The sequence below is a fragment of the Streptomyces sp. NBC_01463 genome (genome assembly GCA_036227345.1).
GTDB lineage: Bacteria > Actinomycetota > Actinomycetes > Streptomycetales > Streptomycetaceae > Streptomyces.
In genome coordinates this window covers 7263104-7286341 of sequence record CP109468.1, presented here as the reverse complement: position 1 = coordinate 7286341, position 23238 = coordinate 7263104, and the positions used below count along the sequence as shown (strand labels likewise).

21 protein-coding genes are annotated in these 23238 nt (G+C 73.2%); 5 read left to right on the top strand and 16 right to left on the bottom strand.

Translation table 11 applies throughout. The features are described 5' to 3' along the window. Positions 1-44: 44 nt before the first annotated feature. The 8 genes from OG521_32175 to infC all read right to left on the bottom strand — a co-directional run bounded on the left by OG521_32175 (position 45) and on the right by infC (position 9362). Positions 45-1385, bottom strand: coding sequence for a transcriptional regulator (locus OG521_32175; protein ID WUW25166.1), 1341 nt, complete (start codon positions 1383-1385; stop codon positions 45-47). A gap of 431 nt (positions 1386-1816) precedes the next feature. Further along, positions 1817-4366 carry a phenylalanine--tRNA ligase subunit beta gene (gene pheT / locus OG521_32170; protein ID WUW25165.1) on the bottom strand — a complete coding sequence of 850 codons (2550 nt, stop codon included), beginning with the start codon at positions 4364-4366 and terminating at the stop codon, positions 1817-1819. Continuing rightward, on the bottom strand, positions 4366-5493 hold the full coding sequence (gene pheS, locus OG521_32165) for a phenylalanine--tRNA ligase subunit alpha (GenBank protein WUW25164.1): 1128 nt from the start codon (positions 5491-5493) through the stop codon (positions 4366-4368). Before pheS ends, pheT begins: the two co-directional genes overlap by 1 nt. 125 nt (positions 5494-5618) lie before the next feature. Beyond that, entirely contained in the window at positions 5619-6770 is a 1152-nt protein-coding gene (locus tag OG521_32160) for a PAS domain-containing sensor histidine kinase (GenBank protein WUW25163.1), read from the bottom strand. A gap of 122 nt (positions 6771-6892) precedes the next feature. Beyond that, a complete protein-coding gene (locus tag OG521_32155; protein ID WUW25162.1) occupies positions 6893-7735 on the bottom strand; it encodes an RNA methyltransferase in 843 nt (280 codons plus the stop codon). 110 nt (positions 7736-7845) lie between these two features. Beyond that, positions 7846-8229 carry a 50S ribosomal protein L20 gene (gene rplT, locus OG521_32150; protein ID WUW25161.1) on the bottom strand — a complete coding sequence of 128 codons (384 nt, stop codon included), beginning with the start codon at positions 8227-8229 and terminating at the stop codon, positions 7846-7848. Between the two features lie 107 nt (positions 8230-8336). After that, positions 8337-8531: a 50S ribosomal protein L35 gene (rpmI, locus tag OG521_32145; protein WUW25160.1), complete on the bottom strand. Its 195-nt coding sequence runs from the start codon at positions 8529-8531 to the stop codon at positions 8337-8339. A gap of 120 nt (positions 8532-8651) precedes the next feature. Further along, positions 8652-9362, bottom strand: coding sequence for a translation initiation factor IF-3 (infC, locus tag OG521_32140; protein ID WUW25159.1), 711 nt, complete (start codon positions 9360-9362; stop codon positions 8652-8654). A 363-nt stretch (positions 9363-9725) separates the two neighbouring features. Here infC and OG521_32135 point away from each other — a divergent pair, with 363 nt between their 5' ends. Beyond that, a complete protein-coding gene (locus tag OG521_32135; protein WUW25158.1) occupies positions 9726-10088 on the top strand; it encodes a DUF1844 domain-containing protein in 363 nt (120 codons plus the stop codon). Positions 10089-10172: 84 nt separating this feature from the next. On the opposite strand, the gene OG521_32130 is transcribed toward OG521_32135, so the two are convergent. Further along, positions 10173-10877: an MIP family channel protein gene (locus OG521_32130; protein WUW25157.1), complete on the bottom strand. Its 705-nt coding sequence runs from the start codon at positions 10875-10877 to the stop codon at positions 10173-10175. 90 nt (positions 10878-10967) lie between these two features. After that, complete coding sequence (locus tag OG521_32125) at positions 10968-11696, bottom strand: SseB family protein (GenBank protein ID WUW25156.1); 729 nt, start codon at positions 11694-11696, stop codon at positions 10968-10970. Between the two features lie 86 nt (positions 11697-11782). On the opposite strand from OG521_32125, the gene OG521_32120 reads away from it, so the two are divergent. Beyond that, entirely contained in the window at positions 11783-12697 is a 915-nt protein-coding gene (locus OG521_32120; protein WUW25155.1) for a serine hydrolase, read from the top strand. Positions 12698-12704: 7 nt separating this feature from the next. On the opposite strand, the gene mycP is transcribed toward OG521_32120, so the two are convergent. Further along, positions 12705-13901 (bottom strand): type VII secretion-associated serine protease mycosin, encoded by a 1197-nt coding sequence (gene mycP, locus OG521_32115; GenBank protein ID WUW25154.1) that lies wholly within the window; start codon positions 13899-13901, stop codon positions 12705-12707. Beyond that, positions 13898-14782: a hypothetical protein gene (locus OG521_32110; GenBank protein WUW26878.1), complete on the bottom strand. Its 885-nt coding sequence runs from the start codon at positions 14780-14782 to the stop codon at positions 13898-13900. The genes mycP and OG521_32110 overlap by 4 nt, the downstream gene beginning before the upstream one ends. A gap of 622 nt (positions 14783-15404) precedes the next feature. Here OG521_32110 and OG521_32105 point away from each other — a divergent pair. After that, complete coding sequence (locus OG521_32105; GenBank protein ID WUW25153.1) at positions 15405-16607, top strand: amino acid deaminase/aldolase; 1203 nt, start codon at positions 15405-15407, stop codon at positions 16605-16607. Between the two features lie 19 nt (positions 16608-16626). Here the strand turns inward: OG521_32105 and OG521_32100 are convergent, their stop codons facing one another. The 4 genes from OG521_32100 to OG521_32085 are packed head-to-tail and all read right to left on the bottom strand — an operon-like array spanning position 16627 to position 21127. Continuing rightward, on the bottom strand, positions 16627-17556 hold the full coding sequence (locus OG521_32100) for a DUF2510 domain-containing protein (protein ID WUW25152.1): 930 nt from the start codon (positions 17554-17556) through the stop codon (positions 16627-16629). 35 nt (positions 17557-17591) lie between these two features. Next, positions 17592-18380 (bottom strand): 3-oxoacyl-ACP reductase, encoded by a 789-nt coding sequence (locus tag OG521_32095; protein WUW25151.1) that lies wholly within the window; start codon positions 18378-18380, stop codon positions 17592-17594. Positions 18381-18386: 6 nt separating this feature from the next. Beyond that, entirely contained in the window at positions 18387-19751 is a 1365-nt protein-coding gene (locus OG521_32090; GenBank protein ID WUW26877.1) for an aldehyde dehydrogenase family protein, read from the bottom strand. Positions 19752-19759: 8 nt separating this feature from the next. Next, positions 19760-21127, bottom strand: a complete 1368-nt coding sequence (locus OG521_32085) for a glutamine synthetase family protein (protein ID WUW25150.1) — start codon at positions 21125-21127, stop codon at positions 19760-19762. Positions 21128-21241: 114 nt separating this feature from the next. On the opposite strand from OG521_32085, the gene OG521_32080 reads away from it, so the two are divergent. Then, on the top strand, positions 21242-21937 hold the full coding sequence (locus OG521_32080; GenBank protein WUW25149.1) for a gamma-glutamyl-gamma-aminobutyrate hydrolase family protein: 696 nt from the start codon (positions 21242-21244) through the stop codon (positions 21935-21937). Between the two features lie 192 nt (positions 21938-22129). Further along, complete coding sequence (locus OG521_32075) at positions 22130-23194, top strand: class I SAM-dependent methyltransferase (protein WUW25148.1); 1065 nt, start codon at positions 22130-22132, stop codon at positions 23192-23194. Positions 23195-23238: the final 44 nt, after the last annotated feature.

Genomic DNA, 23238 nt, shown 5'->3' with positions numbered 1-23238 from the left:
CCACCTTCTGACTAGTAGGTGGCCATATCGCAGCAGACCCGGGCTCACAGCGGTACGCGCAGCGCCCCGTCGACGATGTCCGCGGCCCGTTCCGCATCGGCGCTGCCGCTCGCGACCAGGTCCTCGCGCACGGTCCGCAGCCGGTCGCGCAGCCGTTGCGACTCCATCCCCCTGGCGTGTTCCGCCATCTGGGCAGCGGTGACCGCGGCCCGGTCGGCCTCGCCCTGCCGCAGCTCGATCGTGGTCAGCATCGCCAGCCGGTGGACCCGGCCCCGGTCGTGCGCGGGGGTCCGGACCGCGGCCGCGGCGTGTTCCCTGGCCGCCGGCAGGTCCCCGAGGCCGAGCAGGGCCTCCGCCACCTGGACGTCGACCAGACCCGGCTGCACGTACCCCGTCTCGTCCGGCTCCCGGCCGGGCCGGATCCGGCCGGCCTCGGACTCGGCCCGCCGGATCGACTTCAGCGCGCTGGGGCCGTCGCCGAGATGGGCGTACGCCTTGGCCTGCATCGCGTGGAGGTCGGCGGCCAGCGCGGGGGTGATGTCGCGGCCGGCGGCCCGCAGCGCCGCCTCGGCGAAGGCGACGGACTGCCGGTACTCGGCCAGGAAGAGCGACTGGTTGACCAGCAGGGCGATCACATAGCCGCCGAGCCCCCGGTCGCCGCTCGCCTTGGCCAGTCGCAGCGCCTGGTGGAAGTAGCGCTGGGCGAGCCCGTGCGCGTCGGAGTCGTACGCGCAGATGCCGGCGACCGCGACCAGACCGCCCGTGGCCCGGTGCAGCTGACGCCCCATCGCATCGCTGTAGCCGCCGCGCAGCAGCGGGGCCGTCTCGGCGTTGAGGAAGCCGACGATGCGCGAACGCGTCGCGATTCCGCCCGCCTTGCGGTACATCAGTTCGTAGTGGGCACGGGCGGCCCGCAGCGTCGCTATGTCGGCCGTACCGACGCGGTGCGGGCCGGTCCGGGACACATCGGCGTCCTCCGGCGGGTTCTCCCACTCCCAGACCGGCATCACCGCGGTGGTCCCGGTGACGGCCTGGGCGGCGACGACATGGGGGCGCTGCTGTTCGTCGGAGCGCCACAGTGCGGTGGCCCGCTCGACGAATCCGGTGAGCGAGGAGCCCTGCGCGGGCATGTGGCCGCCGTGCGCCGCCATGCCGATGTCGTCGAGCGAGACGGCCCGGTGCAGGCGCTGTCCCAGCACGTCACAGAGGAGGTCGGGCACCTGGCCGCGCGGCCGCTGGCCCTTCAGCCAGCGGGCGACGGCGGTGTGTTCGTAGCGCAGGCACAGCCCCCGGGTGCGGCCGGCCTGGTTGACGTGTGCGGCGAGCCCGGCCCGGGAGACACCCGCCTCGTCGATCAGAGCCTCTAGCAGAGTGTTCGGCTCCATTGCCCCCATTGCCCCCTCCGGTGGGTCGGCACGCCCAGGACGTGTCGCCCCAGTGGAGCACGATTCACACGGGGTGTGAACGGAATGCCCGAACCGTCCCGCTGCGCACTCTGTTGCGCCGGTGGCCGGATCGCTTGAATGAGTCCCCTCGCAAGAGGCGGCCGGGTCGTCTGCTCCCCCTCGTACAGCACGACGACCCACAACCGCGCCGTCCGCTCTGCCAACCTGCCCGACACTCCGTGGCACTGCGGACGGCGCCGGATCGCACGACCCACTGCCCACGGATCGGAGGGTGGCTGCGGGGTCGGCCGGGAACCGGGTTCCCCCGGGCCCGGCCGGGGTCCGCGTGCGGTCCTCCGCCCCTGGGCGAGCACACAGGAGGGGCGTATCCGGTGGCCGGATACGCCCCTCCTCACTGTGCGGTTGCGCTGTTACGCGCCGCGCAGCACCGCGCCCGTGCGCTCGGCGGCCAGCGCCACCGCGGCGTCCCGGGCGGCGCTCGCCTCGTCGACGGTCAGCGTGCGGTCCGCGGCGCGGAACCGCAGCGCGTACGCGAGGGACTTGCGGCCCCCGCCGATCTGCTCACCGGTGAAGACGTCGAACAGCCGCAGCGATTCGAGGAGTTCACCGGCGCCGTCCCGGAGCGCCTGCTCCACGTCGGCGGCGGGGACGTCCCCGTCGACGACGAGCGCGACGTCCTGGGTCGCCACCGGGAAGGTGGAGATCCGCGGCGCCTGGAGGGCGCCGTCGACGGCCCGCTCCAGGACGTCGAGCTCGACCTCCATGGCGCAGGTGCGCTCGGGGAGGTGGAGCTCCTTGATGACGCGCGGGTGCAGCTCGCCGGCGTGCCCGAACAGGGTCTCCTCGCCGTCGACCGTCACATACAGCGCGGCGCAGCGGCCCGGGTGCCACGGCGCGTGCTGGTCGGCGCGGACCGTGAGGTCGACACCGGCCTCACGGGCGATGGTGCGGGCGGCCTCGACGGAGTCCGCCCAGTCGGCCGGGCGGCCCTTGCCCCACCAGCCGGCCTGCTCGCGGGCGCCCGCGAGGACGACGGCGGCATGGCGCGGCTGACGCGGCAGCGTCGCGTCGAGGGACGCGATCTCCTCGTCGGAGGGGCGCCGGTCCACGGGCAGCCGGACGGGCTTGGTCTCCTGGCCGGTGAGTGAGGTCTCCCCTGCTCGAACGGAGCCGAGAGCCTGGGGAATGAAGACCAGGCCGGTCTCGAAGAGCGCGAGGTCGTGGCTGCCGCGGCCGTCGTTGCGCCGCAGTGCGCCGAGGAGGCCCGGCAGCAGCGTGGTGCGCAGCGAGGGCTCCTCGTCGGAGAGCGGGTTGACGAGCCGGACCGTGCGGCGGCGGGCGTCGTCCGCCGCCAGGCCCAGCTGGTCCAGGACCGCCTCGCCGGTGAACGGGTAGTTCAGCGCCTCGACGTAGCCCGCGCCCGCGAGGGCCCGGCCGACACGGCGGTGCAGCCGCTGCCGGTCGGTGAGCCCGCGGCCGGAGGGCGGGGTGGGCAGCGTGGACGGGAGGTTCTCGTAACCCTCCAGCCGGATGACCTCTTCGGCGAGGTCGTTCGGCTCGTTCAGGTCGGGCCGCCAGGACGGGGCGGTGACGAGGAGCTCGTCCTGCCCGTACACGTCGCAGCCGACCTCCTGGAGGCGGCGTACGACGGTCTCGCGGCCGTACGCGACTCCGGCCACCCTGTCCGGGTGGTCGGCCGGCATCGTGATGGTGCGGGGGCCGGACGGGGCGCTCACCTCGGTGACGCCCGCCTCCGCGGTGCCGCCGGCGAGGAGCACCAGCAGGTCGACGGTGCGCTGGGCCGCGGCTGCCGCGGCCTGCGGGTCGACGCCGCGCTCGAAGCGCTTGGACGCCTCGGACGCCAGCTTGTGGCGGCGCGCGGTGCGGGCGATCGAGATCGCGTCGAAGTGCGCGGCCTCGATGACGACCTCGGTGGTGTGCGTGTCCTCGGCGGCGTCCGCGATCTCCGTGTTGGCCCCGCCCATGACGCCCGCCAGGCCGATCGGCCCGCGGTTGTCGGTGATGACGAGGTCGGCGGCGTCCAGGACGCGGACCGTGCCGTCGAGCGTGGTGAGCTTCTCGCCCTGCTCGGCGCGGCGCACCCCGATCGGCCCGTCGATCCGGGACCGGTCGTAGGCGTGCAGCGGCTGGCCCAGTTCGAGCATGACGTAGTTGGTGACGTCGACGGCGAGCGAGATGGGCCGCATCCCGGCCTTCTGCAGCCTGCGCTGCATCCAGATCGGGGAGCGGGCCTCGGGCTGCAGACCGACGACGGTGCGCGCGGTGAAGCGGTCGCAGCCGATCGGGTCGGAGACCTGGACCGGGTAGCCGAACGCGTTGGGCGCGGGCACGTCCAGGAGCGCCGGGTCGCGCAGCGGCAGTCCGTAGGCGATGGCGGTCTCGCGGGCGACGCCGCGCATCGACAGGCAGTAGCCGCGGTCGGGCGTGACGGCGATGTCGAGGACCTCGTCGACGAGCTGGAGCAGCTCGATCGCGTCGGTGCCGACCTCGTGCTCCGGCGGCAGCACGATGATGCCGTGGGTGCCGTCGTCGCCCATGCCGAGCTCGTCGGTGGAGCAGATCATGCCGTGCGAGGTCCGGCCGTACGTCTTGCGCGCGGCGATCGCGAAGTCGCCGGGCAGCACGGCGCCGGGCAGGACCACGACGACCTTGTCGCCGACGGCGAAGTTACGGGCTCCGCAGACGATCTCCTGCGGCTCACCGGTGCCGTTGGCGGTGCCGACGTCGACCGTGCAGAAGCGGATGGGCTTCTTGAAGCCCTCCAGCTCCTCGATGGTCAGCACCTTGCCGACGACCAGCGGGCCCTTCAGGCCGGCGCCGATCTGCTCGACGGTCTCGACCTCCAGGCCGACGGCGACGAGCTTGGCCTGTACGTCACGGCCGGTCTCGGTGGGCGGCAGGTCGACGTACTCCCGCAGCCAGGAAAGCGGGACGCGCATCAGATCTCCATCCCGAAGGGCCGGGTGAACCGGACGTCGCCTTCGACCATGTCTCGCATGTCTTCTACGTTGTGGCGGAACATCAGCATCCGCTCGATGCCGAACCCGAAGGCGAATCCGCTGTACTTCTGGGGGTCGACGCCGCAGGCGATGAGCACCTTGGGGTTGACCATGCCGCAGCCGCCGAGCTCGATCCAGCCCTCGCTGCCGCAGGTGCGGCAGGGGCGGTCGGGGTTGCCGACGGACTCGCCGCGGCAGACGTAGCAGACCATGTCCATCTCGGCGGACGGCTCGGTGAACGGGAAGAAGTTCGGCCGCAGCCGGGTCTTCATGTCCGGGCCGAAGAGCGCCTGGACCATGTGGTCGAGGGTGCCCTTCAGATCGGCCATGGTGAGGCCCTCGTCGACGGCGAGCAGCTCGATCTGGTGGAAGACCGGGGTGTGCGTGGCGTCCAGCTCGTCGGTCCGGTAGACGCGGCCGGGGCAGACCACGTAGACGGGGGGCTCGCGGTCGAGCAGGGTGCGGGCCTGGACCGGCGAGGTGTGCGTGCGCAGCACGACACCGGACTCGTCGTTCTTCGCGCCGTCGGCGCCCTCGACGAAGAAGGTGTCCTGCATCTGCCGGGCCGGGTGGTCGGGCACGAAGTTCAGGGCGTCGAAGTTGAACCACTCGGCCTCGGCCTCGGGGCCCTCGGCGACCTCGTAGCCCATGGCCACGAAGACGTCGGCGACGCGCTCCATGATCGTCGTCAGCGGGTGGCGGGCGCCGGCCGGGGTGCGGTCGTACGGCAGTGTGACGTCCACCGCCTCCTCGACCAGGACCCGGGCGTCGCGCTCGGCCTCCAGCTCCGTCTGGCGGGCCGCGAGGGCCCTGCCCACGGCGGCGCGGGCCTGGCCCACGCGCTTGCCGGCCTCGGCCTTCGCCTGGGGCGGCAGCGCGCCGATCTCGCGGTTGGCGAGTGACAGGGGCGAGGTACCACCGGTGTGCGCGGTCTTCGCCTGGGCGAGCGCGTCGAGGTCGCCCGCGGCGGCGAAGGCGGCGAACGCCTCGTCCCGGATGCGCTCGATCTCTTCCGGTTTCAGTGCCTCGACCTCGACTGGGTCGTACGACTTGTTCGGTGCCGACATCTCTTCCCGTACTTCCGATTGGCTGGTGGCGCGGCCCCGCTCGACGACTGGAGGACGCAAAGGTGCCAAAGGTCGAGTCTAAGGGCCACAGGATGTGTGGGCCGCCCGTGGTCCGCTCAGGCCCGCTACTTCAGGTAGGCCGGCGTGCTCACGGGCAGAATAAATCGGAACTCGGCGCCGCCCCCGGGGCCGCGGCCGACCGTGATCGTGCCGCCGTGCGCCTCGACGATGCCCTTGACGATGTAGAGGCCCAGGCCCGTGCCGCCGCGCTTGCTCCCCCGCCAGAAACGAGTGAAGACACGACCCAGCGACTCCTCGGGGATGCCGGGACCTTCGTCGCTCACGGTGACCGCTGTTCCCATCTCGTCGCTCTTCGCCGGTGCGGGTGCCACCTCGATGGTGACGGTTCCCTCGCCGTGGCGCACCGCGTTTTCCAGCAGGTTGCCCAGCACCTGGTCGACCTTGTCCGGGTCGGCCCACACGGCGGGCAGCGGCTGGCAGGTGCGGACCAGGAAGCGGCCGGGTGCCTGGCCGGACGCGGTGAGGGCCTGGATGTGGCGTTCCACGGCGGCGGAGAGGTCCACCGGCTGGCGGCGCAGCTCCAGGCGTCCCGAGTCGATCCGGGAGATGTCCAGCAGTTCCGTGATCAGCCGGGTGACCCGGTTGGCGTCGGCGTCGACGGTCTCCAGCATCAGCCGCTTCTGGTCGTCCGTGAACCGCTCCCACTTGGCCAGCAGGGTGGCGGTGAAGCCCTTCACGGACGTCAGCGGGGAGCGCAGTTCATGGGCGACGGTCGCGATGAGCTCGGCGTGGCTGCGTTCGGTGCGGCGGCGGGCCTCGGTGCCGCGCAGGCTGATCACCAGCCGGCGTACGGGCCCCGTCGGGCTCTCGCGGACGTAACGGGCGGAGACGAGGACCTCGCGGCCGCCGGGCAGCAGGAGGTTGCGTTCGGGCTGTCCCACGCGGGTGGCGAGGCCGCCGTAGGGGTCGGTCAGCTCCCACCAGCGGCGGCCCTTGAGGTCCTCCAGCGGCAGCGCGTGTTCCAGCGGGCGGCCGAGGGCGGCGGCCCTGGGCACGGCCGTGATCCGCGCGGCGGCGGCGTTGAAGCAGATGACCCGGCCGGTCTCGTCCGCGACGACGAGCCCGTCGGGCAGGTCGTCCGGATCCAGCGCCTGGCCGCCCGGTCCGATGCCCGGCACGGCCATGCCGTCCGGATCACCGGCGGCGCGCACGACGGCCTCCGCGCGTGCCCGCGGCCCGCTCATGCCGACAGCCATCTTCCCGTACCCCACCTCTCGAACCGGTGCAGTGGGCCCCCGAGTTCGTCACCCTACTAGTCGCCGGTGACGGAGCGACACCCTGCGGGCGCGCCGGGCCGGGAAGCGGTGGTACGGGTGGTTCAGACGGCGCCGGGGCGCGAGCGCTGGGCGCGCGCGGAGGCGTACAGGCAGACGGCGGCGGCGGTGGCGAGGTTGAGGCTCTCGGCCTTGCCGTGGATCGGCACGCGCACGACGGCGTCGGCGAGCGCCCGGGTCTCCTCGGGCAGGCCCCAGGCCTCGTTGCCGAAGACCCAGGCGGTGGGTCCGCCCATGGTGCCGGCGTCGAGTTCGTCGTCGAGGTCGTCCTCACCCGCGCCGTCGGCGGCGAGGATGCGCACGCCCGCGTCCCGGAGCCCGCGCACGGCCTGCTCGACGGGTACGCCGACGGCGACCGGCAGATGGAAGAGCGAACCGACGGACGCGCGCACCGACTTGGGGTTGTACAGGTCGACGGAGGCGTCGGTGAGGACGACCGCGTCGGCGCCCGCGGCGTCGGCGCAGCGCAGCACCGTGCCGGCGTTGCCGGGGTCGCGGACGTTGGCCAGGACGGCGACCAGCTTCGGCCGCGCGGCGAGCACCGCGTCGAACGGGGTGTCGAGGAAGCGGCAGACGCCGATCAGGCCCTGCGGGGTGACGGTCTGCGACACATCGGCCAGCACCTCGCTGTCGGCGAGGTGCACCCGGGCACCGGCCGCGTGGGCGGCGTCGACGATGGCCTCGTACCGTTCGGCGGCCTCGACGGTGGCGAACAGCTCGATGAGCGTGGGCTCACCGTCGCTGCCGCGGTGGTCGGCGGCCTCGCGCACGGCCTGCGGCCCCTCGGCGATGAACCTGCGCTCCTTGCCGCGGAAGTTGCGCCTGGCCAGCCGCCGGGCGGCGGCGACCCGTGGCGATCGCGGGGAGATCAGTTCGGGGGTGCCCATGTCGGCGGCGAGCCTCTCTGCGTGACGAAAAGGTCCGGCTGCAACGCACCGGACCCGCAGACGGCGAGCGCCTGCGGGTCCGGCTCAGAAGCCAAGAAGTGCGGCCTGGATCAGGCGGCCTTCGGGGCGTTGACGTCGCTCGGGAGGGCCTTCTGGGCAACCTCGACGAGAGCGGCGAACGCGTTGGCGTCGTTGACCGCGAGCTCGGCCAGGATCTTGCGGTCCACCTCGATGTTGGCGGCCTTCAGACCCTGGATGAGGCGGTTGTACGTCATGCCGTTCTGGCGGGCAGCGGCGTTGATGCGCTGGATCCACAGCTGACGGAAGTCGCCCTTGCGCTTCTTGCGGTCGTTGTAGTTGTAGACCAGGGAGTGGGTGACCTGCTCCTTGGCCTTGCGGTACAGGCGCGAGCGCTGACCGCGGTAACCGCTGGCGGCCTCGAGAATTGCCCGGCGCTTCTTGTGGGCGTTGACTGCCCGCTTGACGCGTGCCACTTGTTAACTCCTTGTAGCGGGGCCGTGGTCGTACTCACACGGCCCGGAAACGAATTGGTCCCGGTCGGATCGAGGGCGTGTCCCAGGTGTCACCGGGGACGACGGCCTCACTTGCCGAGAAGCTTCTTGATCTTCTTGGCGTCGGCCGGAGCCACGACGACCGTGCCGGTCAGCGAGCGGGTCTTCTTGGACGACTTGTGCTCGAGAAGGTGGCGCTTGCCGGCCCTCTCGCGGAGCACCTTGCCGGAGCCGGTGATCTTGAAGCGCTTGCTGGCACCGCTGTGCGTCTTGTTCTTCGGCATCGCGCCGTTCTCTCCTCGTCAGTGGCGCCCCTCCCGGTGCGGGCACCGGGCTGCAGGGGCGTCAGATCTTGGTGGGATTCCGGGGGGACCCGGGGGCGCCTGGATGGCGGCCCCCGGAGGTCACGCCTCGGAAGGTGTCTCGGCCGGAGCCTCGGAGGTCGCCTCGGCCGGAGCCTCGGGAGCCTCGTCCGCAGCCTCGGCGTCGGGGGTGTATCCCTGACGCTCCGCCTTGCGGGCGGCCTGGGCCTCGCGGGCCTCGGCCATGGCTTCGGTCTTCTTCTTGTGCGGGCCCAGAACCATGATCATGTTCCGGCCGTCCTGCTTCGGGTTGGACTCGATGAAGCCGAGTTCCTCCACGTCCGAAGCGAGACGCTGGAGCAGTCGGAAGCCCAGCTCCGGGCGGGACTGCTCACGACCACGGAACATGATCGTGATCTTGACCTTGTCGCCCTGCTTGAGGAACCGAACGACGTGACCCTTCTTGGTGTCATAGTCGTGCGGGTCGATCTTCGGCCGGAGCTTCATCTCCTTGATGACCGTGTGCGCCTGGTTCTTGCGCGCCTCACGGGCCTTCATGGCCGACTCGTACTTGAACTTCCCGTAGTCCATGAGCTTGCACACGGGCGGACGGGCGGTAGCCGCCACCTCGACCAGGTCGAGGTCGTACTCCTGTGCGAGTTCCAGGGCCTTGGCAAGCGGAACAATCCCGACCTGCTCGCCGCTGGGACCGACAAGTCGCACCTCGGGTACGCGAATCCGGTCGTTGATGCGGGGCTCGGCGCTGATGGATCCTCCTCGGTAGCACCACGCGGCCGCCTGGCGGACAGCCACGTAACGTCTGTTTCGACAGACCAACCGTGCGAGGCCATGAAAAATGCCCCGTCGGGACACAGGCGGGGCTCCTGAACAACCGGAACACCGCCGCGGTCAACCGCGGGGCGCATCGGGCGGCTCCATCGTCCGTACGGAACGATGGGCGCCACCTGACCGGTGACCCGCCGTCCTGGGGACGGTCAGGTGGGAGATCGGAGCCTCCACTTGTGGGCCGGGCACATAGATGCCCAGCCGGTCGTTACACAAGGTTAGCAGCTCCCCCGGGGTGGTGCGAACCTTGCGCCCGGGGCCACGGCGGCGGGGGCCGGGGCGCGGCTCCCGGCGACGGGGCGGCGCCGCCGTGGGCCTATCGTATGGCGCATGAGTGACGCGACCCCCACCAGTGATTCCCCCGGCTTCGACGAGATGGCCCGCGACATCGCGGAGGTGCCCGCCGTCGAGGTGATCGTGACGGTCGCCGTCAATCTGATGAGCGCCGCCGCCGTGAAGCTCGGCCTGACCGAGGACGGCGACGAGCACAAGGACCTCGACGAGGCCCGCAAGCTGGTCCACGCGCTGGCCGGCCTCCTGGACGCGAGCACCACGGAGATCAGCTCCTTCCACGCGGCTCCGCTGCGCGACGGTCTGAAGTCCCTGCAGCTGGCGTTCCGCGAGGCCTCGGTCGTGCCGGACGAGCCGGGCCACGGGCCGGGCGAGAAGTACACCGGCCCGGTCTTCGGCTGAGCCCGCCCGCCCCTTCTTCCCTTTCTTACCGTCCGTGAGCCCCCTGCCCGACCCGGCAGGGGGCTCACGGCGTCGGTGGCCGGATCAGGCCGGCACGGACTGCTCCGAACGGGTGACGGGGTGGGTCAGCCGGTGGGCGAGCGCCGCGATCACCCCGCCGATGAGAGGGGCGATCAGGAAGAGCCAGAGCTGGGAGAGTGCCGCGCCGCCCGCGAACAGCGCCGGGCCCAGACTCCGCGCCGGGTTGACCGAGGTGCCCGTGAGCGGGATGCCGACCAGGTGGATCACCGCGAGCGAGAGCCCGATGGGCAGACCGTCGAAGCCGATGACCGCGACCTTGTGGGTCACCGCGAGCACGACGAAGACCAGCAGGAACGTGAGCATCACCTCGGCGAGGAAGGCACCGCCGACGTTGATGTGCACGTCCGAGCGGTCGCCGTAGCCGTTGCTGCCGAACTTGCCGCTCGTCTTCAGACCGGGCACCTGTTTGGCGAGCAGGAACAGCAGGGCCGCGCCGGCGATGCCGCCGAGGAACTGCGCGATCCAGTACGTCACCGCCGTCCGCACGTCGATCCGCCGGGCCGTCAGCATCCCCAGCGTCACAGCCGGGTTGAGATGGCAGCCGGATATCGGGCCGAGCGCGTAGGCGAGGGCGAGAAGCACGAAGCCGAAGGCCAGCGCGATGCCGACCGTCCCGATGTACTGGACGCCCAATACCGCGGCTCCGACGGCGAAGAACACCAGCAGCAGTGTGCCGAGGAACTCCGACACAACTGTCCGCGTCTGCATACGACCACCTCGCGAAGATCGAAGATCGTCCGATTTCTTCGCAATTCTCCGGCCCTCGGTCGCGTCGCGCGCGTTGGGCCGGTCGGGTGATCAGCGCGTGAACAGGGGCTCACCCGGTGTGTGCGCGCCGGCCGGGAGCAGCGCGAGGTCCAGACCACGGACCAGCCGGGCGCGGAGCACCTCGTCCGCCGCCAGCGACCGCGCGACCCGGCCCGCCGCCTCGGCGGGATCGGCGCCGTCCGCCAGCACGAGAGCGAGGGTGCCGTCGGCGCGGCCCGGTCCGAGGTGGGCGCGGAGCACCGCGGGTTCGGCGGCGACGGCGTCGCGTACCGCCGCGGTGACGGCGGGGTCGTCGAGCGGGTCGGCGCTGCTGCGGCCCTCGGCGAGGGCGAGCAGGGCGGAACCGGTCACCTCGAAGGCCACCGGCCCGGCGAGGTCGAGCACCACGGTGTCGGCCTTCTCGTGCACGGCTGCCTGCAGCGCCTGGTGCAGGGGTACGGCGACGGGGCGCGCCTGCGGGTCCCAGCGGGCCAGCGAGGCGGTGGAGGTGAAGGCGGGCAGGGCTCGGCGGTCACCGGCCTGGAGGGTGGGGACCGCCATGTCGCTGGTCTTCTCGCGGCGCAGTCCGTTCTCGTCCTCCTCCACCTCGCCGAGGACCGCCACCACGGGGACGAGGAGCCGGGCCCCCTTGAGTGCTTCGAGCACGGGGGCGACGGCCTTGCGGTCGGCGGCCCAGGCGGTGAGTGCCGCGGTCAGGGCGGGGTCGGCCGTGCCGTCGTCGTCGGAGTATCCGGGGTCCGGAATGTTCTTCTGCGCCACAGGGCGAGCGTAGTGCCTGGGCATTCTCATCCGTCCGACAGGTCGGACCCAGCCCGCTCCCAGCCGCGGTCCCTAGCGTCCGGACCATGTCCCGACACCGAGTCCGCAGATCCGCCGTGTCCGCCTCCGTGGCGGCCGTGGCCGTCCTGGCGGGATCGGCCGCCGGCGGCGCGTACCTCACCGGCCGGTCGCCGGATCACGCGCCCGCCGCCGCGGCTTCCGTATCGTCCGGGTCACCGGCCGCGACCGCACCGGCCGCGGCGGCGACGGGCGAGGAGCCGGTGGTGGATCGCGACACGGAACTGGCGGCGGCCGTCGAGCCGCTGCTGACGGGTTCGGGTGCGGTGTCGGTGGCGGTGCTGGACACCGGCACCGGGACGCGGGCCGTGTACGGGGGCGCGGACGCCTCGTACGACACGGCGAGCATCGTCAAGGTCGACATCCTCGCGGCGCTGCTGCTGCGGGCCCAGGACGAGGGGCGTGAACTGACCGTGGGCGAGCGCGCTCACGCGGTCGCGATGATCGAGCGGAGCGACAACGACTCCGCGACCGCGCTGCTGGCGGCGGTGGGCGGGGCGGCCGGTCTCGACGCCGCCAACGCGCGGCTCGGGCTGACCGGGACGACGGCCGCGCAGGCCTGGGGGCTGACCCGGACCACCGCGGCCGACCAGCTGACGCTGCTGGAGGCGGTGTTCGGCACGGAGGCGGACGCGGAGCTCGGCGCGGCGTCCCGGACGTATCTGCGGGGGCTGATGGCTCAGGTCGAGGCGGACCAGCAGTGGGGGGTGTCGGCGGCGGGCAGCGACTGGGCGCTGAAGAACGGCTGGATGCCGCGCACCGCCACCGGGCTGTGGAACGTCAACAGCATCGGGCAGGTGACGGCCGGCGGGCACACCGTGCTGGTGGCGGTGCTCTCCGGCGGTCAGGCGAGCAAGGAGACGGGGATCGCGCTCGTCGAGTCGGTGGCGAGGGCGGCGGTGGGGGTGGTGCGGGCGGGGTGAGGGAGGTTCAGCGGCGGAAGGCGGGCGGGCGGCCGCCCCGGCCACGCCACAGGACGACGGCGAGGGCCAGCAGGACCGCCCCGAGACCGCCTGCCGCCGGGGCCAGCCAGCCGGCGGGCCCGTCGTCCTCGCGCTCCGGTGCGGGCCCGGTACCGAAGTACTGCTTGCGGTAGCCGGTCGCGGAGGAGTCGGTGCGCAGGCCCTCGGGCCGCAGCGCACCGCCCGCCTCGATGGCGGCGGCCGGGTCGACGATGCCGTAGCCCCGCGCGTCGTCGCGGCCGGCCGGCGGGGAGCTGCGGGCGGTGTCGGTGAGGAGCTTCCTGATCTGGGCCGGTGAGAGACCGGGATGGGCGGCACGCACCAGCGCGACGGCGCCGGAGACGAACGCGGAGGCCGCGGAGGTGCCCCACTCCACGTAGTACTTGCGGTCGGGCGCTGGGACGACGATGTGGTCCCCGGGTGCGCTCACCGTGGCGTACCAGCGGCGGGTGGAGAACGAGGCGTGGGTGCCGTACCGGTCGACCGCGGCGACGGCGATCACGCCCGGGTAGGCGGCGGGGTACGAGATGTGGTCGCCCTTCTCGCCCCCGTTGCCGGACGAGGCGACGACGACGGCGCCCTTCTTCAGCGCGTACTGGACGGCGGCGTCCTCGTCGGGTTCGGGGTGCGCCGACTCGCTGTCGTCGCCGAGGGAGAGGTTGATGACGTCGGCGCCGTGGTCGGCGGCCCAGCGGATGCCGTCGGCGAGGGCGGTGCCCCGGGTCTTGCGGGCCTTGGCCCGGGCGGGGTCGGTCGCTTCGAGGATGACCCGGACGGGGAGGATCCTCGCCTCGGGAGCGATACCGATGACGCCCGCCTCGCGTCCGGTGCCGTGGCCCCGGCCGGCGATGATCCCGGCCATCGCGGTGCCGTGCCTGGCCCAGGACCGGTCGCCGCGTCCGGCGCCGAAGCCGATCAGGTCCTTGCCGGGCAGGACCTGGCCCACCAGGTCGGGGACGGTGCCGTCGACCCCGGTGTCGACCACGGCGACGGTGATGCCCTTGCCGCGCGTGGTCTGCCAGGCGCGGTCGGTGTGGAGGGCGTCCAGGCCCCACTGCTCGGCCCGGATGGTGTCCGCCCCGGCCGGGACCGCGGGCAGCAGCGCGAACGCGGTGGCGGCGCAGACCGCACCGAGGAGTCTGCGGGGGCGGGCGCGGCGGCTCATTCGGACTTCTCCGTGAGGTCGGCGACGGTTCTGCGCAGTCCCCGCTCGACCCGGTCGGCCACGCCCTTGGCCTCGTGCCCGAGCCCGGCCTGGGCGGCGGCGGTCGTCGCGTCGGCCGTCATGGCCTTCTCGGCCGGCTGCGGGTCGGTCATGCTGCGGCCGTCGGCGAATCCGGAGACGGCGAACACCACGACGGGCACCTCGGTCAGCACGTGCACGGTCCAGCTGGCCCGCTGCCGGTCGCCGAACGCGGCGGCGGGGGTGTCCTTGACGGCGTATCCGCGGGGCATCAGGTCGGTGCGGGCGTCGAGGTGCTCGGTGGCGAAGCGGGTGCTCAGCGCCCGCATGGCCTCGGAGTCCGCCTGGGTGAAGACGAGTCCGACGGTGGTGACGCTGCTGCTCGTCGCGTCGGTGTACGTGGCGCGGAGCAGGCGCGCGCAGCCGACCGGGCGCAGCGTCTTGAGGAGCAGCGGGTCCAGTGCGCCCGTGCAGCCGCTGTCCGGGGCCACGGCGATCCTGGTCCAGACCCGGTCGGCACCGCCGGGTCCCGCGCCGTCGCCCTTCAGCGTGCGCGGGAAGAGGGTGTCGACGGGGATGCTGTGCCAGGCGTCGCGGCCCACGGTGTAGGCGCTGTGGGCGGCCGGATCGGCGGACGAGTCGCTGATCAGCCAGCTGCCGGTGGCCGCCCCGCCGATCAGCCCGAGTCCGAGCACCACGCAGACGGCGGCGGCCGCGGCCCTGAAGGTGTGCCGCCGGGTCCGCACGGGCCGGAGCCGGGTGGTGGTCTCCACCGGCGTCTCGGCCGGCGGGTGGGCGTGCGGGGGGCGGTAGGCGTACGGGGCGCCCGGCGCGGGCCCGGCCGGGGGGCCGCCGAGTTCCACGGCGCCCACGGGCCGCCGCCGGGTCGCCGCGGGCGGCGTTCCGGGGCGCGGCGGGAGGGGCGCGGCGACGGAGGACGAAGGCGCCTGCGCCCATCCGCCCGGGGGCGCGGGGCGGAGCTCCGCGGTCGTCTCCACGGGGGGCGGGGCGGCGGCCGGTGGGGCAGTCGTCGGATCAGTCCGCGGCGCGGTCGTCGGCGGCTTCGGCGGTGCGGAGAGCGGCCGGGCAGGGGTCTGGGCGCGGGGAGCGGGCGGGGCCGGGGCGGTCTGCGGTGCCGGGCCCGTCGCGGGGGCGTCCGGTGCCGGGTGCCCGGCCGGCGGGGTCCGGGGGCGGGGCGGTGGAGCGGGGTGGCCCGGCGCGGCCGACGGCGGGGTGCTCGGGCGTGGCGGGACGGGAGCGCGCTGCGCCTCGGTACTCATCCGCCCCCCAGGTCCGTTCCGTACCGCACGCGTATCCGCCTGCAGACAGGCCCGTTGCTCGCCGCGTGACGGTCACTCTACGGGCTGGGGAGGCCGCGGTGGGAGCGGGCCGCCCTGCCCGGGCCCGTCCGCGCGAGGGCCCCGGGGACGATCTGCGTAGATCGTCCCCCTACCCAGCGGTACGGCTGTCTGGCAAGCTGCGGCCATGACTGCCCGTGCCGCTGACCGGACCCGTTACAACCGGGCCACCGCCCATCTCGACGCACCGATCGCCGTCGTCGACCTGGAGGCGTTCGACGCCAACGCCGACGATCTCGTCCGCCGTGCGGCCGGGAAGCCGATCCGGGTGGCGAGCAAATCGGTGCGCTGCCGGGCGCTCCTGGAGCGGGTGCTGGCGCGGCCCGGGTTCGCCGGGATCATGTCGTTCACCCTCGCCGAGTCGCTGTGGCTGGCGCGGGCGGGGTTCGAGGACGTGCTGCTCGCCTATCCGTCGGCCGACCGCTCGGCCTTCGCGGAACTGGCCGCCGATCCGAAGCTGGCCGCCGCCGTGACGGTGATGGTGGACGACCACTCCCAGCTGGAGCTGATCGACGCGGCGCGGGCCGGGGGCACGGAGGAGATCCGGGTCTGTCTGGAGCTGGACACCTCGCTGCGGATGCTCGGCGGCCGGGTCCGGATCGGGGCGCTGCGGTCGCCGCTGCGCTCCCCCGCCCAACTGGCCGACCTGGCCAGGTCCGTGGCGCGCAGGCCCGGTTTCCGGCTGGTGGGGCTGATGGCGTACGAGGGTCATATCGCCGGCGTCGGTGACTCGCTCGCCGGGCGGCCGCTGCGCTCGCGGGCGATCCGGCTGATGCAGGCGACGGGCCGCCGGGAGCTGGCGACGCGCCGGGCCGAGGTGGTGCGGGCGGTCCGGGCCGTGGCTCCGGACCTGGAGTTCGTGAACGGCGGCGGCACCGGCAGTGTGCAGCACACCGCCGCGGAAGCCGCGGTGACCGAGATCGCGGCCGGTTCGGGCCTCTATGTGCCGCGGCTCTTCGACAACTACACCTCGTTCACGGCCCGCCCCGCGGCCCTGTTCGCCCAGCCCGTCGTGCGGCGGCCGGGCGTGGGCGTGGTGACGGTGCTCGGAGGCGGCTACCCGGCGTCCGGTGCGGCCGGTCCGGACCGGCTGCCGGTCCCGTATCTGCCGGAGGGGCTGCGCTACGACCCGCAGGAGGGCCCCGGCGAGGTGCAGACCCCGCTGCTCGGCGCCCCGGCGGACGATCTGCTGATCGGCGACAAGGTGTGGTTCCGGCACGCGAAGGCCGGGGAGCTGTGCGAGCGGTTCGACGAGCTCCAGTTGATCGAGGGCGACCGGGTGACGGCGACCGTGCCGACGTACCGGGGCGAGGGCCGCACCTTCCTCTGAGCCGGCGCCGCCGGGCGGATCAGGGGGCGACGGAGCTGCCGACGCCCCCGCTCGTCTCGCTGTCGCCGATCGGCCGGATGCCCTTGGTGACGGTGTCCATGAGGGCGAGCGGCGGCCCGTCGGGGCCCGCGTCGAAGGCGTAGCGGACGATGACGGGCGACTCGCTGCCGACGGCCGAGGGGAACACGAGCGACTGCACGTAGCCGCCCGGCCCCTTGCCGGTGAGGACCCGCCAGCGCACCTGGTATCCGGTGCGCCCGGCCACGCTGACCGGGCCGGCCGCGATCTGCCGGTGCGAGGTGATGCCGCCGTGGATCCGCCGGCCGATGACGTCCTCCTCGTACGCCCGCTTCGCGGCGGCGCCGATGTCCTGCTCGGCGAGCCCCTCGGGTGTGGTGGCGTCCATGCCGCTGGAGGTACGGGTGGTCACCGTGCCGTGGTAGCAGAACGCGGAGGAGGCGCCGGGGCAGTCGTAGGAGCCCTTGGTGCGCATCGTGAGGAGTTTCTCGACAGTGCTCTCGGGCCGCTCCCAGCCGTCGGGTACCGGCAGCGTGATGCCGTTGAGCTGGTCGACGAGGACGGTGGGGCCGGCGTCGTCCGGTGTGCCGTCCGGGGACGGGCTGTCGTCGCCGGGGGCCGCGTCGGTGCCGGTGCCGGCGGGCTGCTGCGGCGCGGGTTCGCTCGACCCGCTCGCGGCGGGCGCGGCGCTGTCGTCCCTGCCGAGCAGCACCGCCCCGGTCACGACGGCGCCGACGACCACGGCGCCGGCCGCCACGAGCGCGATGGTCCGGGCGCCGGTGCCACCGCCGCCGCCCGGGCCGGGCACGGGCTGCTGGACCACGGTGGCGTACGGGCGGGTGTGGGCGGTCCATGACAGTCCGTCCCACCACCGCTCGTTGCCGGGTGCGGCCGAGTCCGGGTACCAGCCGGGCGGTGTCGCGTTGCTCATCGCCCCACTGTAGGTTCCGCGGCCGGCGGCGGAATCTACAGGGGTGTGACGTACGCGCCGGAGATTCCGCCGTCGACGAGGAAGTCGGTGGCGTTGACGAACGAGGAGTCGTCGCTCGCCAGGAAGGCGACGGCGGCGGCGATCTCGGTGGCCTCGGCGAACCGGCCGAGCGGGATGTGCACGAGGCGCCGGGCCGCGCGCTCCGGGTCCTTGGCGAAGAGCTCCCGGAGCAGCGGGGTGTTGACCGGTCCCGGGCACAGGGCGTTGACCCGGATGCCCTCGCGGGCGAACTGCACGCCCAGTTCGCGCGACATCGCCAGCACGCCGCCCTTGGACGCGGTGTACGAGATCTGGGAGGTCGCCGCTCCCATCCTGGCGACGAACGAGGCGGTGTTGATGATGGAGCCGCGGCCCTGGCGCCGCATGTAGGGCAGCGCCGCCTTGCAGCAGAGGTAGACGGAGGTGAGGTTGACGTCCTGGACGCGCTTCCAGGCCTCCAGGCCGGTGGTGAGGATGGAGTCGTCGTCGGGCGGCGAGATGCCGGCGTTGTTGAAGGCGATGTCGACGGAGCCGTAGGTGTCGTCGGCCGCCGCGAACAGGGCCTCGACCTGTTCGGGGTCGGTGACGTCGACGCGTACGAAGGTGCCGCCGACCGCTTCGGCGGTCGCCTTGCCCGCGCTCTCGTCGATGTCGCCGCAGACCACGTGCGCGCCCTCGGAGGCGAGCCGGTGGGCGGTGGCCAGGCCGATGCCGCTGCCGGCGCCGGTGATGACGGCGGTGCGGCCGACGAGGCGGCGGCAGATGTTCCCTTGTTCCGTGGTCATACCGGTTCAGGCCTCCGTGCTGAGGAAGACGTTCTTGGTTTCGGTGAAGGCGGTGAGGGCGTCCGGGCCCAGTTCCCGGCCCAGGCCGGACTGTTTGAAGCCGCCGAACGGGGTCCAGTAGCGGACCGCGGAGTGGGAGTTGACGGAGAGGTTCCCCGCCCGGACGGCCTGTGAGACACGCAGGGCGCGGCCCACGTCCCGGGTCCAGAGGGAGCCCGCGAGGCCGTACGCGGTGGCGTTGGCCAGCCGGACGGCGTCCGCCTCGTCCTCGAAGGGCAGGACGACCGCGACGGGGCCGAAGACCTCCTCGGTGGCGACGGGCGCGTCCGCGGGCACGTCGGTGAGGACGGTCGGCGCGAACCAGAAGCCGGGGCCGTCGGGTGCGCTGCCGCGGATCGCGGCGGTGTCGCCGGGGACGTAGCCGCGTACCCGTTCCAGCTGGGTACGGGAGATGAGCGGGCCCATCTGCGTCTTCTCGTCGCCGGGGTCGCCGACGACGACGGACGCGATCGCGGGGGCGAGCAGCCCGAGGAAGCGGTCGTACACGGAGCGCTGGACGAGGATGCGGGTGCGGGCGCAGCAGTCCTGGCCGGCGTTGTCCAGGAAGGACAGCGGGGCGGCCGCCGCGGCGGCTTCGACGTCGGCGTCGGCGAAGACGATGTTGGGGCTTTTGCCGCCGAGTTCGAGCGTGATCCGCTTCACCTGGCGGGCGCACTTCGCCATGATCTGTCTGCCGACCCGGGTGGAGCCGGTGAAGACGATCTTGGCGACGCCCGGGTGCTCGACGAGTGCGTCGCCCGTCTCGTCACCGGCCCCCGGCAGTACCTGGAAGAGGTGTTCGGGAAGGCCGGCCTCCAGGGCGAGTTCCGCGAGCCGGAGTGCGGTCAGCGGGGTGGTCTCGGCCGGTTTGAGGACGACGGCGTTGCCCGCGGCGAGGGCGGGGGCGGTGCCCCAGGCGGCGATCGGCATCGGGAAGTTCCACGGTGCGATCACCCCGACGACACCGAGGGGTTCGAGCAGGGTGAGGTCGATGCCGCCGGGTACGGGGATCTGGCGGCCGCTCAGCCGCTCCACTCCCCCGGCGGCGAAGTCGAGCAGATCGCGGACGTTGCCCGCCTCCCAGCGCGCGTTGCCGATCGTGTGCCCGGCCTCCAGGACCTCCAGCCGGGCGAGCTCCTCGGTGCGGGAGTCGACGGCGGCGGCGAAGCGGCGCAGCAGCCGTGCCCGGTCGGCGGGGGCGAGCGCCGCCCAGGTCCGCTGGGCCGCGGCGGCGCGGGTGACGGCCGCGTCCACCTCGGCGGCCGGCGTGGCGGGGACGGTGGCGAGGAGTTCCTCCGTCGCCGGGTTCAGGACACGGTGCTCGTGGATCAAGGCGGCCCTCACAGGCGTTCGAAGGAGCGTCGGAGTTCCCAGTCGGTCACCGCCGCGTCGAAGGCGTCGAGTTCGACGCGCGCCATGTTGGCGTAGTGCGCGACGACCTCGTCGCCGAAGGCCTCGCGGGCGATCTCACTGTCCTCCCAGAGCCCGGCCGCCGCGCGCAGCGTGGTGGGGACCTGGTCGTACGCGGCGGCGTAGGCGTTGCCCTCGCACGGCTCGGGGAGTTCGAGGGAGTGCTCGATGCCGTACAGACCCGCGGCGACGAGTCCGGCAACGGCGAGGTAGGGGTTGACGTCGCCGCCGGGGAGCCGGTTCTCCAGGCGCAGCGACTGGCCGTGGCCGACGACGCGCAGCGCGCAGGTGCGGTTGTCGTGGCCCCAGGCGACGGCGGTCGGGGCGAACGAGCCGGGCTGGAAGCGCTTGTAGGAGTTGATGTTCGGCGCGTACAGGAGGGAGAAGTCGCGCAGGGCGGCGAGCTGGCCGGCCAGGAAGTGCCGCATGACCGGGGACATGGTGCCGTCGGTGTCCGGCATGGCGCTGCGTTCGGGCTCGCCCGTGGGCCGGAGCGAGAGGTGGATGTGGCAGGAGTTCCCCTCGCGCTCGTTGAACTTGGCCATGAAGGTGAGCGCGGCCCCTTCCTGCGCCGCGATCTCCTTGGCGCCGGTCTTGTAGACGGCGTGCTGGTCGCAGGTGGCGAGGGCCTCGTCGTAGCGGAACACGATCTCGTGCTGGCCGGGGTTGCACTCGCCCTTCGCGGACTCGACGGTGAGGCCGGCGCCCGCCATCTCGTTGCGGATGCGGCGCAGCAGCGGCTCGACGCGGCCGGTCCCGAGGACGGAGTAGTCGACGTTGTACTGGTTGACCGGGGTCAGGCCGCGGTAGCCGCGGTCCCAGGCCTGTTCGTAGGTGTCCTTGAAGACGATGAACTCGAGTTCGGTGCCGGTGTGGGCCGTGTAGCCGTGCTCCGCGAGGCGTTCCAGCTGGCGGCGCAGGATCTGGCGGGGCGCCGCGGTGACGGGTGAGCCGTCGGCCCAGGCGAGGTCGGCGGTGACCATCGCGGTGCCCTCGTGCCAGGGCACCCGGCGCAGGGTGGTGAGGTCGGGGTGCATCGCGAAGTCGCCGTAGCCGCGGTCCCAGGAGGACATGGCGTAGCCGTCGACGGTGTTCATGTCGGTGTCGACGGCGAGGAGGTAGTTGCAGCCCTCGGTGCCGTGCGTGACGACCTCGTCGAGGAAGAAGGAGGCGGCGAAGCGTTTGCCCTGGAGGCGTCCCTGCATGTCGGGGAAGGCCAGGACCACGGTGTCGATCTCTCCGCTGTCGACGAGGAGGCGGAGTTCCTCGACGGCGAGCGGGGCTGTTCGGTCGGACACGGATGGATCCTCTCCTCGCGGGCCGACAGATGATCCAAATCTACGGGCGGGGCAAGGGATTTGGATACGGTGCCGGTTCGTTCCGCGTGCCGTGCGAGTGAAATGAGGCGTCCGATGAACCGTCCGCTGATCGGGATCAGCACCTATCTGGTGGCCTCGGCGCGCTGGGGCGTCTGGGATCTTCCGGCGACGCTGCTGCCCGCGGGTTACGCCCGGCTGGTGCGGGAGGCGGGCGGGGTGGCGGTACTCCTGCCGCCGGACGCGCCGGAGCTCGCGGCGTCGCTGGTGGCCCGGCTCGACGCGGTGGTGGTGGCCGGTGGTCCGGATGTGGATCCCGGCCGGTACGGGGCGGGGCGCGACCCGCGGACCGGGCCGGCCGCGCCCGAGCGGGACGGCTGGGAGACGGCGCTGATCGCGGCGGCCCTGGACTCCGGCACGCCGTTGCTCGGGATCTGCCGCGGGATGCAGCTGCTGAACGTGGCGTCCGGCGGCACGCTGACCCAGCATCTGGACGGGCACACGGGGCCTGACGGGGCGACAGGGGTGTTCGGCACGCACCGGGTGACACCGGTTCCGGGCACGCGGTACGCCTCCGTGGTGCCGGGCGTGTGCGACGTGCCCACCTACCACCATCAGGCCGTGGACCGGATCGGTGCGGGTCTGGTGGCCTCGGCGCATGCGGACGACGGCACGGTGGAGGCGGTCGAGCGCCCGGGGCCCGGGTGGGTGCTGGGGGTGCAGTGGCATCCGGAGATGGGCGACGACGTGCGGGTGATGGGGGCGTTGGTGGCGGCCGCGCAGGCCGGCTGAGGCGGCGGGTGCCCGGCGCGTCCGGTGGGTGTCGCGGGAACGGCCGCGGTCCCGGGCGGCCGCCGGCGCCCCCGCGGCGTAGCGTTACGGGCAGGAGTCCGTCCGTCGCCGTCCTGTCGGGCCGCCCGCCGTGAGCGCGGCCGGCCGCACTGCCCCGCCTCCCCTCGTGGCCCGATGGCGAGAGGAGGAGCGATGTCCGTCATCACACCGGACACGGTGAAGCAGGAGGCGTTCGCGGGTCGCATGGTGCAGGTGGTGAACGACACCTGTCTGGGCTTGATGACGGGTCTGGGCCACCAGAGCGGTCTGTTCGACACGATGTCCGGCATGGCTCCGGCCACCGGTGCGGAGATCGCGCGGGCCGCCGGGCTGAACGAGCGGTACGTCCGGGAGTGGCTGGGCGCGATGGTCGTCGGGGGCATCGTCGACTACGAGCCCGGGCCGGGCACGTACGCGCTGCCGCCCGAGCACGCGGCCTCGCTGACGCGGGCGGCCGGCCCCGCCAACCTGGCCCGGATCGCACAGGACTTCGGCATGATGGGCGAGGTCGAGCAGCAGGTGCTGGAGGCGTTCCGGACCGGCGGCGGGCTGCCGTACTCGGCGTTCCCGCGGTTCCAGTCGCTTCAGGCGGAGGAGTCCGGCGAGGTCTTCGACCTGGCGCTGGTGAACGGGATCGTGCCGCTGGTGCCCGGTCTCCCGGAACGGCTGCGCGCGGGCATCGAGGTGCTGGACATCGGCACCGGCCACGGCCACGCGGTCAACGTCCTGGCCCGGGCCTTCCCGGCGAGCCGCTTCCAGGGGCTCGACATGTCCGACGAGGGCATCGCCGCCGCGCGCGCCGAGGCCGCCGCACTGGGGCTGTCCAACACCGCCTTCGACATCGGCGACTGCGCCGAGGTGTCCGGCTCCTACGACCTGGTCACGGCGTTCGACGTCATCCACGACCTGGCCAGGCCTGCCCGCGCACTGGCCGCCGTCGCCGCCTCGCTGGCGCCGGACGGTGTGTTCCTGATGGGCGACATCGCGGCGTCCAGCCGGCTGGAGGAGAACATCGACCACCCGCTGGGCCCGGCGCTGTACACGTTCTCGGTGTTCTACTGCATGAGCGTCTCGCTGGGCGAGGGCGGTGAGGGGCTGGGCACCGTGTGGGGTGAGCAGACCGCCCGGCGGATGCTCGGCGAGGCCGGGTTCGGCCGGATCGACACGCGGCGCGTCGAGGGCGACATCCTGAACGTGTACTACGTGGCGCGGCGGTAGAGGGTGCCGGCGTCCCGGCCGGTCCTGCGCCGCAGCCAGTCCAG